The sequence below is a fragment of the Geodermatophilus sp. SYSU D00758 genome (assembly GCF_054049955.1).
The window spans coordinates 13,114-28,609 of record NZ_JBJGYK010000015.1 but is presented as its reverse complement, the minus strand read 5'-3'; the positions used below and the strand labels follow the sequence as shown (position 1 = coordinate 28,609).

The window sequence follows — 15,496 nt, the reverse complement described above, 5'->3', positions numbered from 1 at the left end:
CGGCGCGCGACGATCGCCGCACCGCGCGCCGGGGCCGGCCGAGCCCCGGGGAGGAGGGCGACCATGTCGGTGACCGACCTGCCGATGCCGGGGACGACCACGGTGCACGGCGCCTGCCCGCTGGACTGCCCGGACACCTGCGCGCTCGAGGTGACCGTCGAGGACGGGCGGGTCACCCGGGTCCGCGGGGACCGCTCGCACCCGTACACCCGCGGCGGGCTGTGCGTGAAGATGAACGACTACGACCGCACGGTGAACAGCGAGGACCGGGTCCTGCACCCGCTGCGGCGCACCGGCCCCAAGGGCAGCGGGCGCTTCGCGCGGATCTCCTGGGACGAGGCGCTGGACGAGATCGCCGACCGGTTCCGGGAGATCGCCGCCACCTCCGGGCCCGAGGCGATCATGCCGGTGAGCTACCTGGGCACCCAGGGCATCCTCAACGGGCTCAACGTCGGCGACGCGTTCTTCAACCGGCTGGGCGCCACCATCAGCGAGCGCACCTACTGCGACTCCGGCTCCTGCACCGCCTACGCCATGACGGTCGGCGCGACCGCCGGTGTCGACCCGGAGTCGTTCGTGCACGCGCGCTACATCGTGATCTGGGCCAACAACATGCTCAGCACGAACCTCCACCTGTGGCCGTTCGTCGCCGAGGCGCAGCGGCGCGGCGCGAAGGTCGTCGTCATCGACCCGGTCCGGCACCGGACGGCGCAGCACGCCGACTGGTACATCCCCATCCGGCCCGGCACCGACGGCGCGCTGGCGCTGGCGATGATGCACGTGATCATCGGCGAGGGCCTGACCGACGAGGACTACGTCGCCCGGTACACCGTCGGCTTCGACGAGCTGGCCGAGCGGGTGCGCGGCTACACCCCGGAGTGGGCGAGCGGGGAGACCGGCATCCCCGCCGACGACATCCGGACGCTGGCCCGCGAGTACGCCGCCGCCGACCCGTCGGTCATCCGCATCGGGGTGGCCATCGAGCGGCACGCCGGCGGCGGGCAGACCGTGCGGGCCATCTCCTGCCTGCCCGCGCTCACCGGCGCCTGGCGCAAGCCCGGCGGCGGCCTGCTGCAACTGCCCCTGTGGGCCTTCCCGGTCAACTGGCCGGCGTTCCTCGGCGCGGAGTTCATCCGCCCCGGCACCCGCGTGGTCAACCAGTTCCTGCTCGGCCGGGCGCTGACCGGCGAGCTGGGTCTGGACCCGCCGATCCGCGGGCTGGTGGTCTACAACAGCAACCCGCTGGTGGTGTGCCCCGAGCAGGACAAGATGGTCGCCGGGCTGTCGCGGGAGGACCTGTTCACCGTCGTCAGCGAGCACTTCCGCACCGACACCGCGGACTTCGCCGACCTCGTGCTGCCGGCCACCACCCAGGTCGAGCAGCGCGACGTGATGTTCTCGTGGGGCCACCTGTACGTGACCATGAACGAGCCGGCGATCCCGCCGGTGGGCGAGGCGGTGCCCAACACCGAGCTGTTCCGCCGGCTGGCCGCGCGGATGGGCTTCACCGAGCCGGTGTTCACCCGCACCGACGAGCAGATGGTCGCCGAGGCGTTCGACTGGTCCTCCCCGGTCATGGCGGGCATCACGCCGGAGACCCTGGCGCGCGACGGCTGGGCCCGGCTGCGGCTGCCCGGCCCGGACGAGTACGCCCCGCACGCCGAGGGCGGCTTCCCGACGCCGTCCGGGAAGGTCGAGTTCGTCTCCTCGGCGGCCGCCGGGGGCAACTTCGTCCTGCCGCTGTTCCGGCAGGGCAGCGACGAGCACCAGCCGGGTGACCCCGTGGACCCGCTGCCGCACTACGTGCCGCCGCGCGAGCGACCCGACGGCCGCCACATGCTCACCCTGCTGTCGCCGAAGTCGCACGCGTACCTCAACTCCAGCTTCGCCGACCGGCCCGGCCAGCAGCGGGTGCAGGGCGACCCCGTCCTGCACATGCACCCGGAGGACGCGACCGCGCGCGGGCTGGCCGACGGCGCGGAGGTGTGCGTGATCAACGACCGGGGCCGCTTCGTCGCCCGGCTGCACGTGACGACGGACGTCGCGCCGGGGGTCGTGGTCTCGCCCATGGGCGCCTGGCGCAAGCACTCGCGGGGCGCGACGGTCAACGCGCTGAGCCCCTCGGTCTTCGCCGACCTGGGCAACGCACCGACCTTCTCGGACAACCTCGTGGAGGTCGAGCCGGCCTGAACCGGGCGCGCGGGGAGGCGGGGGTCGTCCGTCTGGCATGATGGACGGTCGAGCACGGCGGTGGGCGGCCCTCTCACCGTTGCCGGCCGTGTCCAGCCGCACCGCCCCCGGCGTACCCCCACGCGCCGCCCGGGGCGCTGCACACGACCTGCGTTCGAGGAGAACACCACACACCGTGGCCACCAAGATCAAGCTCATGCGCCTGGGCAAGATGCGCGCCCCGTACTACCGGATCGTCGTTGCCGACGCCCGCACCAAGCGGGACGGCCGCGCCATCGAGACGATCGGCAAGTACCACCCGAAGGAGGAGCCCTCCTTCATCGAGGTCGACAGCGAGCGCGCCCAGTACTGGCTGGGTGTCGGCGCGCAGCCGACCGAGGCCGTCGCGGCCATCCTCCGCGTCACCGGTGACTGGCAGAAGTTCAAGGGCGAGCCGGCCCCGCCGCCCATGAAGGTCGCGGCGCCCAAGCCCGACCGCAAGGCCATCTACGAGGAGGCCGTGCGCAACGCCGGTGCCGAGGAGCCCGCCGGCGGCGCCACCACCCCGCGCAAGAAGGCCGCCCCCAAGGCCGACGACGCGGCCGCGCCGGCCGAGACGCCCGCCGAGTAAGACGTGCTCGAAGAGGCGCTCGAGCACCTGGTCAAGGGCATCGTCGACCACCCCGAGGACGTCACCGTCGACCTGGTCGGCGGCCGCCGGGGCAAGACGCTCGAGGTCCGGGTGCACCCCGACGACCTGGGCAAGGTCATCGGGCGCGGCGGTCGCACCGCCAAGGCCCTGCGCACGGTGATGACCGGGGTCGGTGGCCGGGGCCTGCGGGTCGACGTCGTCGACACCGACGGGCGCTGAGCCGCCGCCTCCGTGCAGCCCAGCACCACCCCACCCGACACCGTGGTGGTCGGCCGGATCGGCCGGCCCCACGGTGTCCGCGGTGAGGTGACCGTCGAGGTCCGCACCGACGACCCGGACCTCCGCTTCGCCCCTGGCGCCGCGCTCCTCACCGAGCCCGCCGGGCGCGGCCCGCTCACCGTGACCGGGAGCCGCTGGCACCGCGAGGTGCTCCTGCTGTCCCTCGAGGGCCCCGGCGGCCGGCCGGTCGACGGCCGCGAGGCCGCCGAGGAGCTGCGCGACACCCTCCTGCACGTCCCGGTCGCCGAGCTGCCCCCGCTCGAGGACCCGGACGCCTACTACGACCACCAGCTGGTCGGGCTCACCGCCCGGCTGCCCGACGGCACCGAGCTCGGCGAGGTGGCCGCCGTCCGCCACGAGGGCGCCGACCTGCTCGTCGTCCGCCGGGTCGAGGGCGGGGAGCTGCTCGTGCCGTTCGTCACCGCCATCGTGCCGACCGTGGACCTCCCCGGCGGGTCGCTGGTCGTCGACCCGCCCGAGGGGCTGCTGGACCTCTAGATGCGCATCGACGTCGTCACGATCTTCCCCGAGTACCTCGCCCCGCTGCGCCAGTCGCTGCTGGGCAAGGCGGCCGAGCGCGGCCTGGTCAGCATCGGGGTGCACGACCTGCGGCAGTGGACCGACGACGTGCACCGCACCGTGGACGACGCCCCCTACGGCGGCGGCCCGGGCATGGTGATGCGCCCGGAGCCGTGGGGGCGGGCCCTGGACGCCGTCCGGCCGCCGGGGACCCGCCTGGTCGTGCCCACACCGGCGGGGGAGCTGTTCACCCAGGCCACGGCCGCGGCCTGGGCCGCCGAGCCGGGGCTGGTCTTCGCCTGCGGGCGCTACGAGGGCATCGACCAGCGGGTGGCCGACTGGGCCCGCGACGCCGGGCCGGTGTCGGAGGTCTCGATCGGGGACTACGTGCTCGCCGGCGGGGAGTCCGCGGTGCTGGTCATGGTGGAGGCGGTGACCCGCCTGCTGCCCGGGGTGGTGGGCAACCGGGAGTCGGTCGAGTTCGACTCGCACGCCGACGGCCTGCTGGAGGGCCCGGCCTACACCCGCCCTGCGTCCTGGCGCGGGCACGACGTCCCCGCGGTGCTGCTCTCCGGTGACCACGCCGCCATCACCCGCTGGCGGCGCGCCGAGTCGCTGCGGCGGACGGCGACCCGCCGTCCCGACCTGCTGGGCGCTCTCGACGAGGCCGCCCTCTCACCGGCCGACCGGGCCGCGCTCGACGGTGCCTGAGCGGCCGTGGGTCCGGGCGACGGCCCGGGTGGTCGTCCTCGACCCGGGCGGTCGCGTGCTGCTGCTGGGTGCACGGCTCACCGACCCGGCGCTCCCGCCGGGGGACGTCCTGTTCTGGTACACCCCCGGTGGGGGAGTGGAGGACGGCGAGGGCGTGCGGGACGCCGCCGCCCGGGAGCTCGCCGAGGAGGTCGGCCTGGTCGTCGACCCGGAGGCGCTCGAGGGCCCGGTGTGGCTGCGGCGGCACGTCGGGCCGTTCGCCGGCCGGCAGATCGACTCCCGGGAGACCTTCTTCGTGCTGCGGGACGTCGTGCACGAGGTCGACCCCGCCGGGCGCACCGAGCTCGAGGTCCTCGGCGACGAGCCGCACCGCTGGTGGAGCGCGGGGGAGATCGCCGAGGCGGCGGTCGCCTTCGCCCCGGCCGAGCTCGCGCGCTTGCTCCCGGAGCTGCTCGCCGGCCCCTGGACGGGGCCGCCGCGCTTCGTCGGCTGAAGATGTGGCACAGTAGAGAGCTGCTGCGGACCGTCGGCACTCTCGACGTCAGCTCCCCCCGGAGCGCAGCCCCCCGGAACCACGAGGCCGGGGCAGGCCGCTGTCCGCACCGAGAACACCGCCACCGCTAGGACAGGACTGCCGCGATGAACACCCTGGACGCACTCGACGCCGACTCGCTCCGCGACGACATCCCCGAGTTCCGCCCGGGCGACACCGTGAAGGTCCACGTGCGCGTCATCGAGGGCAACCGCTCGCGCATCCAGGTCTTCCAGGGCGTGATCATCCGCCGCCAGGGCGGCGGCATCCGCGAGACCTTCACCGTGCGCAAGGTGAGCTTCGGCGTGGGCGTCGAGCGCACCTTCCCGGTGCACACCCCCGTCGTGGAGAAGATCGAGGTGCTGACCCGCGGTGACGTCCGCCGGGCCAAGCTGTACTACCTCCGCGAGCTGCGCGGCAAGGCCGCCAAGATCAAGGAGAAGCGCGAGACCGTCGCGCGCTGACGTCCCGGGCCGCCGCCGCGCGGTCCGTCCACGGCGGGTCCCCCGCGGCCGTACCCTGGCTCTCGATGACCAGTGACCGGCCCGGGAGGCCTGCCGACGTCGTTCCCGAGCCCGAGGAGCCCGGTGCCGGCACCGGGCAGGGGCAGTCGGCCGCCGGGTCCCGGCGCCGCGCCCAGGACCCGAGGAAGGGCTCCCTGCTCCGGGAGCTCCCGGTGCTGCTGCTCGTGGCCTTCGTCCTCGCCCTCCTGGTGAAGACCTTCCTCGTGCAGGCCTTCTTCATCCCCTCCGGGTCGATGGAGCAGACGCTGCACGGCTGCCCCGGCTGCACGGGGGACCGGGTCCTGGTCAACAAGGTCCCGTACTGGTTCGGCGAGCCCGAGCCCGGCGACATCGTGGTGTTCGAGGGCCCCGACACCTGGTCGCCCGAGGTCACGGTGAGCGAGCCGGGCAACTGGTTCTCCGGCGCCGCCCTGTGGCTGGGGCGGGCGATCGGCGTCGCCCCGCCCAGCGAGGACGACTACATCAAGCGGGTCATCGCCGTCGGTGGGCAGACCGTCGAGTGCTGCGACGAGCAGGGCCGGGTCACCGTGGACGGCGAGCCGCTCGACGAGCCCTACATCCACGAGGACACCCCGCTGGAGTCACGGGCCTTCGGCCCCGTCACCGTGCCCGAGGGCCGGCTCTGGGTGATGGGGGACCACCGCTCGGCCTCGGCGGACTCCAAGGCCCACATCGGCGACCGGTACTCCGGGACGATCGCGGTGGACGACGTCATCGGCAAGGCCGCGCTCATCGTCTGGCCGCTCGACCGCCTCGACGTCCTCGACTCCCCGGACATCCAGGGCACGGAGGCGCAGGGCATGGGGGCCCCGGCGGCGCCCGAGGCCGGGGGCGGCGCCGCGACCGCGACCCCGGACGGCGGTGCCGCCGCGCTGGTCGCCCCCTACGCCCTCGGTCTCGCCGGCGCCCTGCCGCTGCGCGCCTGGCGCCGCCGGCGCGCCCGGCGCCGCCCGGTACCGGCCCGGCCGGACGGACACCGCTCCGGCTGAGAGCCGAGATCGCGCCGGCGACGGACGGCCCGCACCCCGCACCGGGGTGCGGGCCGTCGTCCGTCCCGGCGGGGGTCGGTGCGCGTCGCCATGTCGACAGAAATGGCGGATGCCACCGATGACCGTTACGGGTGTGACCCGGAGCCATTCCGCAATCGATTGCCGGGCTCCGCGAAAAATGTCGGAAAAGCGTTCAAGCAACCGTTTCACCCGTCCGATGGAGAACGTGAGAGTTCCCCCCGAACGGTGAAACGGAGTCAGTTGTGTCCGCACCCATGGCGAGCGTCCGCGGCGTCACCCGCGTGCTCCTCCTCGCCGATGCCCCCGTCGTGCGTCGTGGCCTGGTCAGCATGGTCAACGAGACCGCCGGCATGCAGGCGGTCGGCACCCCGGGTGAGGTGCGGCGCGCGCTCACGCTCGTCGAGACCGCTCGCCCCGACGCCGTCGTCGTCGAGCTCGGCTCCGGCCGCGCCGCCACGCTCAATGTCTGCCGGGACCTGCGCCGCCGGTACCCCCGGGTCACCATCATCGCCCTGGCCACCTCCGAGGACCCGGCCGTGGTGAACGAGGCCCTGGCCGCCGGCATCCGCGGGTACCTGCTGCTCAACACCTCGCCCACGCTGCTGGGCTGGGCGATCCTCGCCGCCCGCGCCGGGCGGGTCGTCGTCGACCCGCAGATCCGGCGGGTCGAGCCCTCGGCCGCCCCGGCCGGCAAGCCGCTCACCCCGCAGGTGCCGCTGACCCGGCGCGAGTCCGACGTGCTCGACGAGCTCATCCAGGGTCAGTCGAACCGGCAGATCGGCCGCAACCTGTTCATCAGCGAGGACACCGTCAAGTCGCACGTGAAGGCCATCCTGCGCAAGCTGGGTGCCCGCGACCGGGCGCACGCGGTGTCCCTGGTCCTCTCCTCCCGCAACCCCGGCTGCACCTGCGGGGCGCACAGCCTCGCGTCGGCCGAGGCCTGAGGACGCACCGACCACTCCCCCCGGTGGTCCCGGCCTCCTCCCGGGACCACCCGGCGCCCGCCCGGGCCGTCCGCCTCCTCGGCGGCCCGGGCGGACGCCGCGCAAGACCCGCCGGCCTGCGGCGGCGCGACGACCGACCGGTGAGCCGGCCCCCGACCGTCGGGGGGCGGCTCGCGGCGTCCCCGGGGCCGTACCCGCCGGGTCCCGCGGGCCCGTCGCGGCCCGGGCCGCCTCCCGGCCGGTCGCGGCTGCGGGGTCGTACTGTCGGGGAGCGATGGCAGGACGCACCACCCCCACCCTCCCGGCTCCCCGCACCCGCGCGGCGGCCGGGCGGCCCGACGCCCTCTGGGAGATGGAGCGCTCCCTGCGGCGGCGCGGGTTCGCCGCCGTCGCCGGCGCCGACGAGGCCGGCCGCGGAGCCTGCGCGGGCCCGCTCGTCGCGGCCGCCTGCGTGCTGCCCGAGGGGCGGCGCGGGCGCGTCCCCGGACTGGCCGACTCCAAGCTGCTCACCGCCGGCACCCGGGAGCGGGTCTACGAGGAGGTCGTCGACCGCGCCGTCGCCTGGTCGGTGGTCGTCATCCCGGTCGCCGACCTCGATGAGCGCGGCATGCACGTGACGAACCTGGAGGCGTTGCGCCGGGCGGTGTGCACGCTCGAGCCCGGCGCGGACTACGTGCTCACCGACGGGTTCGCCGTGCCCGGCCTGGCCCGGCCCACCCTGGCCGTGTGGAAGGGCGACCGGGTGGCCGCCTGCGTCGCCGCCGCCTCGGTGCTGGCCAAGGTGACGCGCGACCGCATCATGCTCGACCTCCACGAGCGCTGGCCGCAGTACGACTTCGCCGTGCACAAGGGCTACACGACCGAGGCCCACACCGCGGCCCTCGAGCGGTACGGACCGTGCCCCGAGCACCGGTTGCGTTTCGTCAACGTGGCCCGGGCGCTGGGTGCACACGCCGGGCGGGGGCTGCCTGCGACCGGTTCGGCCGGCATGGTCGATGATGGGTCCATGCGCCCTGCGTCCGGAGAGCCGCGATGAGCAGCGAGGACCTGGAGAAGTACGAGACCGAGATGGAGCTGCAGCTCTATCGCGAGTACCGGGACATCGTCCGCCAGTTCACCTACGTGGTCGAGACCGAGCGGCGCTTCTACCTGGCCAACGCCGTCGACCTGCAGGTGCGGGAGGCGGGGGGCGAGGTCTACTTTGAGCTCAAGCTCTCCGACGCGTGGGTGTGGGACATGTACCGGCCGGCCCGCTTCGTCCGCAACGTCCGCGTGCTGACCTTCAAGGACGTGAACGTCGAGGAGCTCGACAAGCCCGACCTCGAGCTGCCCGACGGCCCGCGCCTGCCCTGATCCCCGCACGGCCGGCAGGCTGCCACCGGCCGCGGACGGCGGGGGCCCCGCCGTCCACAGGCCCCTCACCCGTCCACAGCCCCCCACGAGTTCCCCCCGCCCGCCCCGGCGGGGGCGCACGGTCGGGCGGTGCCTACCGACGACCTCGGCGGCCGCGGTGAACGCATCGCGGCCGCCTACCTGACCCACCAGGGCCTGCGGGTCCTCGACCGGAACTGGCGCTGCCGTGAGGGCGAGGTCGACATCGTCGCCCGCGAGGGCGCCGCGCTGGTCTTCTGCGAGGTGAAGACCCGGCGCGCCACGGGCTTCGGCCACCCCGTCGAGGCGGTGACGGCGGCCAAGCAGCGCCGGCTGCGCATCCTGGCCCAGCGCTGGCTGGCCGCCCACGACGAGCACGCCCCCGACCTGCGGTTCGACGTGGTCGGCGTGCTGGTGCGGCAGGGCGGCCCGGCCGAGGTCACCCACCTGCGGGGGGCGTTCACGTGACGCTCGCCCGCACGTGGTCGGTCGGCCTCGCCGGGGTGCAGGGGGCGATGGTCGAGGTCGAGGTCGACATGTCCGCCGGGGTGCCCGGCGTCGTCCTCGTCGGGTTGCCCGACGCCGTCGTCCGCCAGTCGGTGGACCGCGTCCGGGCAGCGGTGGTGAACACGGGCGCGCGGTGGCCCCTGCGGCGCATCACGATCGGGCTGTCCCCGGCCGCCATGCCCAAGCAGGGCAGCGGCTTCGACCTCGCGCTGGCCGCGGCGGTCCTGGCCGCCGACGGGGCGGTGCCGGCGGCGGCGCTCGACGACCTGGTGCTGCTCGGCGAGCTGGGGCTCGACGGCTCGGTGCGCGCGGTCCGCGGGGTGCTCCCGGCCGTGCTCGCCGCCGTGCGCGCGGGCCACCCCGCGGTCGTGGTCCCGGCGGGCAACGCCGACGAGGCGGCCCTGGTCGACGGCGTCGAGGTCCTCCCGGCCGCGACGCTCGCCGACGTGGTCGCGCACCTCACCGGCCGCACCCCGCTCGCCCGGCACGACCGGGTCCGGGTCCCGCCGCCGCCCCCGGGACCCGACCTGGGTGACGTCCTCGGCCAGGCGGCCGGGCGGCGTGCGGTGGAGGTCGCCGCGGCCGGCGGGCACCACCTGTTCCTCTCCGGCCCGCCGGGCGCCGGGAAGACCATGCTGGCCGAACGGCTGCCGGGGCTGCTCCCACCGCTCGACGAGGCCGCGGCGCTGGAGGTGACCGCGATCCACTCGGTGGCCGGCACCCTGCCGCCGGGCGCCCCGCTGGTGACCCGGCCGACGTTCGAGGCCCCGCACCACTCGGCGACGATGGCCGCGCTCGTCGGCGGCGGGTCGGGCCCCATCCGGCCGGGTGCGCTGTGCCGGGCGCACGCGAGCGTGCAGCTGTGTACCTTGAGCCTACGGGGAGCGAAGCGACGAGCCAGTATCTCGCTTGGGGCGCTCATGGACAGCCGCCGTGCGGGTATCTACCTGCGCATCTCAGACGACAAGACCGGCCAGGGGCTGGGTGTTGCCCGGCAGGAGGCTGACTGCCGCAGGCTGTGTGACTCCCTGGGCTGGGTCGCCGCTGAGGTCTATGCCGACAACGACCTCTCAGGCTTCACAGGTGTGCTCCGCCCCCAGTACCGCCGCCTCCTCCAAGACCTGCAGGAGGGGCGTATCGACGCGGTGGCTGTCTGGCACCACGACAGGTTGCACCGCTCCCCCAAGGAGCTGGAGGAGTTCATCGACATCTGCGAGCGCCATCACGTGGCTGTGCAGACGGTCAAGGCCGGTGCGATCGACCTTGTTACCCCTGCCGGCCGGGCAGTCGCCCGCACGCTGGGTGCCTGGGCTCGCTACGAGTCCGAACACAAGGCAGAGCGCCAGCGACGCAAGGCCTTCGAGCTTGCCCAGCGTGGCCAACTGGCAGGCGGCGGCTACCGACCCTACGGCTTCGACGCAGACCGCATCACCATCAAGGAGGACGAAGCCGAGCGCATCCGGGAGCTGCGCGACAGGCTCTTCTCCGGTGAGCCGATGGGTGCGCTGGTCGCTGACTTCAACCGGCGCAAGATCCCAACCAGCGAGGGTGGCAAGTGGACGAACACCACCATGCGCCGGCTGCTCACCAACCCCCGCATCAGTGGCCAGCGGGGGTATCAACCCACCACTGAGAAGCGCACCGTCTACGGTGGGGAGCCGGTGGCCAAGGCCGTGTGGCCGGCGATCATCTCTCCTGCGGACACGGCCAGACTCCGGGCGATCCTCATCAACGCCGACCGCTCCCAGGCCCGCGCCAACCCCCGCCGGTACCTGCTGACCAACATCCTGGTCTGTGACCGCTGCGGGCATGGCATGTGCGGCAGGCCTCGGGATGACGGTCGTCCCCGCTACGTCTGCAACCACATCTTCGACAACGGGCGGTGCGGCAAGACGTTCGTCCTGGCTGAGCCGGCGGACGAGCTGGTGGTAGGCATGGTGCGGGAGGCCTTGAACACGCCAGCTTTCTGGAGCGCCCTGTCCCACACACCGGATCAGCCGGACGAGGATGACCTGCTTCTGCTGGGCGCTGCGCAGGACAAACTCGATGAGCTGGCTCGTGACTACGCCACAGGCCTGATCGGTAGGTCAGAGTGGCTTGCCGCCCGGGAGGTACTTGAGGGGCAGCTGACGGCCGTCAGGGCACGTCTAAGCCGAAGCTCTCCCCGGTTCGCCCTGACAGAGCTTGCCGGGGAGGACTTCGACACCCGCTTCGCTGCACTCACCCTGTCGAGGAAGCGGGCGGTGCTGTCTGCTGCCCTCCTTGAGGTACGGGTGAAGCCTGCGGTGCGGGGTCGCAACGTCTGCGATGAGAAGTGGGCGCTGCGCTTTCAGCCTCACTGGCGGATCTGAGGCTGTCGACGATCCGCCGGATCGTCACCTCACACTCGATCTTGGGTGGCAGGCCTTGGGCTGCCCGCGACTCGGCAACGAGCCGCTTGAGGACGTCTTCGTCCACGCCTGAGTCCTTGGGGTCTTATTCTCTAGGATCATCACTAATCACTGCCTAAATGGTTGTGCCAGAGGTGGTGCCAGCCTCCGCTGGGGAGGTAGTCAGTTCAACTGATGCGAGGACGGCTGATGTTCCACATGGGTAGCACCCTGTGGCCGAGGAGCGCACGAGGTGTGTCGCTCCTGGTAGGTCCCGGCCGACTACGTGCAGCACCTCTGGTCAGATGTGGCCAAACGCGTCCGCACCGCCGAGCTGGTGACAGACTGGTGATGCATCCGTGACGCTGGCCAGCTAGGGTGGGTAGAAGACGAAGCGCCCGGTCAGTGATCTTGCGCGAGAGGCGTCCATGGACCGATTCACGCGATGCGTGCTCACCGCCGTTGGCGTGGCGGCGCTCGCCGCGGTGCTTTTCATCGTTCAAAGTCTGCTAGCTGCGGCCATCGCAGGAGCCTTCGGTGCATTCGGTGTCGGTGCCATACCAGCCGTCGCAGCAGCCTTAGGGCCCGTCCTGTTCGCGGCAGGATTTCTCTTTGTCGGCGGGACGATCCTCTTGATTGCGACATGCATCGTAACTGAGGCGATGAGCAGGGCTCGGCGTAGCACCAGGACTGCTGCCGCCTCGCCTGTTGCCACTTCAGAAGCGCCACTGGCAAGGGTCGAGGGTTCCGTCCGACGGAAGATCGCATCCTTGGCGAGCGTCGGTGGAACCGCCGCCACCATAGCTTTCCTGAGCGCCACTGCCAGGCTGAAGAAGCGAGCAGCATAACCTGAGGCCGCCGGTGTAGCTTGTAAGGTTGCCCATTGGTTGGATCCTGCGCCGAGTCCAGTTGTAAGCTCGCCTACTGTTTCCCTCTTGCAATCCTGCCACAATAGGACTAATCTATATTTGTGTAGAGCAGTAACGCACAGAAAAACCCCACATGGGCTTTTTGTGAGTTGACAGAAGCTATGGTTATCTCAATCGCCAGCCAGAAAGGCGGTACTGGCAAGACTTCAACAAGCATTTCACTCGCAGCGGGTTTAGCCCATAAGGGCAGACGCGTTCTTTTAGTCGATATCGACTCGCAAGCCAACTCAAGCAAGGTGCTGCTTCGGGACTATCCCAAGCTGACCAAAGATCAGACGGTCTACAGCACCATCCTCAACCGCGCTCCCCTGCCGGTACATGAGACGTTTGTGCGAAATCTCTCGATTGTCCCCTCTCACATCCTGCTGTCAAACACTGACATTGAGCTCACAACCGCCAAAGATCACCGCGAGTCACGGCTGAAGACTGAACTGGATAAGATCAAGGGCAGCTACGACTTTGTCTTCGTCGACAACCCGCCGGCCCTGGGTTGGCTGACCTTGAACTCCTTCACCGCATCAGACCGGGTGCTGGTGGTCGTCTCGCCCGGCTACTTTGAGCTGGACAGCCTGGTACAGCTTGGCAAAACCCTGGACGAGGTGCGGGAGTACTTCAATCCCCACCTAGAGCTCCTGGGCTACCTGTTCACGATGAGTGAGCCAACGATCAATGCGTCGGCTTCCCTGCAGATTCTCCGCCAAACCTACACCGAGAAGGTGCTGCGTACCGTCATCCCCCGCAACACTGACCTTCGGGACGCGCACTTCAACAAAACAGACATCTACACCTTCAACCCGCGCGCCAAGGCGGCGCTTGCTTACGAGAAGTTGATCCGAGAAGTCTTCCTCCCCGAGGAGGCCTCACCGGACGGACAACCTGAAGCCTATGGGGAAGAAGCTTAATGTTGATGCCATAAGTAATGAACTGCGCGGCAACTCCGCGTTCTTCCCGTCCTACAAGAAAGATCCCTCACCCACCCCGAGACAGGCACCCGCTGAGCAGCCGGCACCAGCAGCAAGGGTGACAGAGCCACTACCCGTACCCCCCGTACGGGTAGTACCCCCAGTACCCCCCGTCCGGGGTACCCCTCCGCCTAAACGCGTCATGAAGCAGCGTCATCCCTTTGATATCTGGCAAGACCAGTATGAGTCCCTCCAGCAATTGGCGTTGGAGGAACGTAAGCAAGGTGGCATTGGCAGTATGAGCGCTATGGTTCGAGAAGCACTTGACGCCCTGATTGACAAACGTCACAAGAAGTAGACCCGTACCCCCCGTACCCCTAGAACGGGTAGTACCCCCCGTACGGGGCGACCCGTACGCCTCGTACGTCCCGTACGGAACTAGTCAGACGTTATCCCACTATGCTTATATGTAACTTACAGCATCTGTGGTGCTTTGACCCTAGGCGGTAGTGCGATTGCACAGCACTAGGGAGGGTAGCCCCCCACATGCAATACTGCTGGCGGCCGGGTCTTGAGCCTAGCCAGCTAGGAACCCGGATGAAACATGTCCGGGCTCTCCAAGATACTTGCCGGACGAGTCACGCGTCTCTGCGCCAACGATTATCACAATCGACGGCGCAGCCGTCGGACAAGCCACAACGAAAGAACCCCTACAGATAACGGGGGGTTCTAGGGGGGAATCGTTGTCGTGCAAAAAACGTCCTCGAACACGTCAGTTATCCACATGCAGCCTGGCGGCAGGTGTACCGGCTCAGGCCGGTACGGGAGAGGCACAACCGGAGCACCGGCCTTCGGCCGGCACAGCAGCTGGAAGGGGGAAGCGCCGTCCCGGCGCGTTAAGTGGGACGAGTGACCTAGCGGTCAGGAGGTCGGCCCCACCGCTCGCTTCGCTCGGTGGTCGCTTCGCTCCCTGCGGCCGACCTCCTGACCACTGCTCCACCTCGCAAGAACCACGTCCGAATTCCTCAAGTTGTGTGGGTGACGTAACGGGATCGGGTGCTGAGGTGCGTAGGGGAGCGAGCTGGAGCAGCGGTCACTCGCCCCACAGGGGGAGTGCGCGAAGCGCACTTGGATCCCCGTTGCCGGGGAGGGGAGCCGTCGTCGGATCCTTCCAGACCTTCCTCCGCCGCCGGCAAGAAGGCCGCACTGCGGCAAGCCTGTCCAGTGCTCATGCAACCACAATCTGAAGCGCCCGGCGGGGCGCGTCAGGTTGCCGTGTTCACGCCAAGAAGGACGAGCGCCACGAAAGCTAGAAGCCAGGCGATCCACAACGCAGCGACCGAAGGAGCCGGGAGCGCTCTGCTGGAGGAGTGCTTGAGGAGCTGCCGAGAAAGCGGCACGATAGCCAGGCGATACAAGAGACTGGCTGAGGAAACGACCCACAGCAAAAACGTCCCCAGTAGCACGACAGTGACGATCACCGCGACGCTGTATTCAGTCGAGCCCTCCTCGAGCGCGGCAATGTCTCCGTAGGGAATGGGCAGGCCGACGAGAAGGGAGCCCGCGAGGATCGTTAAGCCCGAGGAAACAAGAGCGATGACGCCACCTGCAACTAGCGCCGTGGAGTACTCACCGGAGTCCTCGATCCACTGTTCGAGCCGCGACCACGCCTGCTTGAACGGGCGAAAGTGACGGCCAGCTACCGAAGCCGAAATCTTATCGCCTGCTCTCGGCCATTTCTCTGCGCCATAAGCGTGACTTGGTTGTGGGTCGACAATACCCGGCTGACCATAGGGCATGTAGCGCGGCTTCAGGGACTCGCCGACTTGTCCATGGTCTGCGCCGGAGGAAGTGGGCGGAGAGGACGATCGTCCAAATGCGGCGCCGGTTGCGCCTGGCATGGAAGTCTTCTCGCTTCGTGGACGTTGACCAGCGCGCTTCTTGAGTTGAGCCTGCATGAAGAGGAAGAAGCCGCAGAGCCCAGAAATGATGCCGAAAACGCCGGAGACCAAGCCCACCCATAGGGCCGTCACCTCGATGCCCATGTCGCAAGAGTGACAGTGTGGCTACATCGGGTC

15 protein-coding genes are annotated in these 15,496 nt (G+C 70.4%); 14 read left to right on the top strand and 1 reads right to left on the bottom strand.

What is annotated here, in order from left to right:
- Window positions 1-63 precede the first annotated feature (63 nt).
- From ACI8AC_RS12785 to ACI8AC_RS12720, 14 genes are all read left to right on the top strand, one after another.
- Complete coding sequence (locus ACI8AC_RS12785) at window positions 64-2,190, top strand: molybdopterin-containing oxidoreductase family protein (RefSeq protein WP_456898159.1); 2,127 nt, start codon at window positions 64-66, stop codon at window positions 2,188-2,190.
- Window positions 2,191-2,365: 175 nt separating this feature from the next.
- Window positions 2,366-2,800: a 30S ribosomal protein S16 gene (rpsP, locus tag ACI8AC_RS12780; RefSeq protein WP_117379038.1), complete on the top strand. Its 435-nt coding sequence runs from the start codon at window positions 2,366-2,368 to the stop codon at window positions 2,798-2,800.
- Between the two features lie 3 nt (window positions 2,801-2,803).
- Complete coding sequence (locus ACI8AC_RS12775) at window positions 2,804-3,040, top strand: RNA-binding protein (protein ID WP_117379039.1); 237 nt, start codon at window positions 2,804-2,806, stop codon at window positions 3,038-3,040.
- A gap of 12 nt (window positions 3,041-3,052) precedes the next feature.
- A complete protein-coding gene (gene rimM / locus ACI8AC_RS12770; protein ID WP_456898158.1) occupies window positions 3,053-3,598 on the top strand; it encodes a ribosome maturation factor RimM in 546 nt (181 codons plus the stop codon).
- Window positions 3,599-4,330: a tRNA (guanosine(37)-N1)-methyltransferase TrmD gene (gene trmD / locus ACI8AC_RS12765; RefSeq protein WP_456898157.1), complete on the top strand. Its 732-nt coding sequence runs from the start codon at window positions 3,599-3,601 to the stop codon at window positions 4,328-4,330.
- Window positions 4,323-4,823, top strand: coding sequence for an NUDIX domain-containing protein (locus ACI8AC_RS12760; RefSeq protein WP_456898156.1), 501 nt, complete (start codon window positions 4,323-4,325; stop codon window positions 4,821-4,823). Before trmD ends, ACI8AC_RS12760 begins: the two co-directional genes overlap by 8 nt.
- A gap of 146 nt (window positions 4,824-4,969) precedes the next feature.
- Window positions 4,970-5,326 (top strand): 50S ribosomal protein L19, encoded by a 357-nt coding sequence (rplS, locus tag ACI8AC_RS12755; protein ID WP_456898155.1) that lies wholly within the window; start codon window positions 4,970-4,972, stop codon window positions 5,324-5,326.
- A gap of 65 nt (window positions 5,327-5,391) precedes the next feature.
- On the top strand, window positions 5,392-6,375 hold the full coding sequence (gene lepB, locus ACI8AC_RS12750; RefSeq protein WP_456898154.1) for a signal peptidase I: 984 nt from the start codon (window positions 5,392-5,394) through the stop codon (window positions 6,373-6,375).
- Between the two features lie 275 nt (window positions 6,376-6,650).
- Window positions 6,651-7,340, top strand: coding sequence for a LuxR C-terminal-related transcriptional regulator (locus ACI8AC_RS12745; protein WP_456898153.1), 690 nt, complete (start codon window positions 6,651-6,653; stop codon window positions 7,338-7,340).
- Window positions 7,341-7,614: 274 nt separating this feature from the next.
- Entirely contained in the window at window positions 7,615-8,376 is a 762-nt protein-coding gene (locus tag ACI8AC_RS12740) for a ribonuclease HII (protein ID WP_456898152.1), read from the top strand.
- Window positions 8,373-8,693 carry a DUF2469 domain-containing protein gene (locus ACI8AC_RS12735; RefSeq protein ID WP_117379046.1) on the top strand — a complete coding sequence of 107 codons (321 nt, stop codon included), beginning with the start codon at window positions 8,373-8,375 and terminating at the stop codon, window positions 8,691-8,693. The genes ACI8AC_RS12740 and ACI8AC_RS12735 overlap by 4 nt, the downstream gene beginning before the upstream one ends.
- A gap of 129 nt (window positions 8,694-8,822) precedes the next feature.
- Window positions 8,823-9,179 (top strand): YraN family protein, encoded by a 357-nt coding sequence (locus tag ACI8AC_RS12730; RefSeq protein WP_456898151.1) that lies wholly within the window; start codon window positions 8,823-8,825, stop codon window positions 9,177-9,179.
- On the top strand, window positions 9,176-11,569 hold the full coding sequence (locus tag ACI8AC_RS12725) for an ATP-binding protein (protein WP_456898150.1): 2,394 nt from the start codon (window positions 9,176-9,178) through the stop codon (window positions 11,567-11,569). The genes ACI8AC_RS12730 and ACI8AC_RS12725 overlap by 4 nt, the downstream gene beginning before the upstream one ends.
- Window positions 11,570-12,617: 1,048 nt before the next feature.
- Window positions 12,618-13,418, top strand: a complete 801-nt coding sequence (locus tag ACI8AC_RS12720; protein WP_456898149.1) for a ParA family protein — start codon at window positions 12,618-12,620, stop codon at window positions 13,416-13,418.
- Window positions 13,419-14,683: 1,265 nt separating this feature from the next.
- Here ACI8AC_RS12720 and ACI8AC_RS12715 read toward each other — a convergent pair.
- The gene (locus ACI8AC_RS12715) at window positions 14,684-15,463 is read right to left on the bottom strand and encodes a hypothetical protein (protein WP_456898148.1); all 780 of its coding nucleotides are present in this window, start codon (window positions 15,461-15,463) and stop codon (window positions 14,684-14,686) included.
- Between the last annotated feature and the right edge of the window lie 33 nt (window positions 15,464-15,496).

Coding starts and splice junctions, on each gene's coding strand:
- ACI8AC_RS12715 (WP_456898148.1), bottom strand. CDS start 15,463: ATGGGCATCGAGGTGACGGCCCTATGGGTGGGCTTGGTCTCCGGCGTT.
- ACI8AC_RS12735 (WP_117379046.1), top strand. CDS start 8,373: ATGAGCAGCGAGGACCTGGAGAAGTACGAGACCGAGATGGAGCTGCAG.
- rplS (WP_456898155.1), top strand. CDS start 4,970: ATGAACACCCTGGACGCACTCGACGCCGACTCGCTCCGCGACGACATC.
- lepB (WP_456898154.1), top strand. CDS start 5,392: ATGACCAGTGACCGGCCCGGGAGGCCTGCCGACGTCGTTCCCGAGCCC.
- ACI8AC_RS12745 (WP_456898153.1), top strand. CDS start 6,651: ATGGCGAGCGTCCGCGGCGTCACCCGCGTGCTCCTCCTCGCCGATGCC.
- trmD (WP_456898157.1), top strand. CDS start 3,599: ATGCGCATCGACGTCGTCACGATCTTCCCCGAGTACCTCGCCCCGCTG.
- ACI8AC_RS12785 (WP_456898159.1), top strand. CDS start 64: ATGTCGGTGACCGACCTGCCGATGCCGGGGACGACCACGGTGCACGGC.
- ACI8AC_RS12740 (WP_456898152.1), top strand. CDS start 7,615: ATGGCAGGACGCACCACCCCCACCCTCCCGGCTCCCCGCACCCGCGCG.
- ACI8AC_RS12720 (WP_456898149.1), top strand. CDS start 12,618: ATGGTTATCTCAATCGCCAGCCAGAAAGGCGGTACTGGCAAGACTTCA.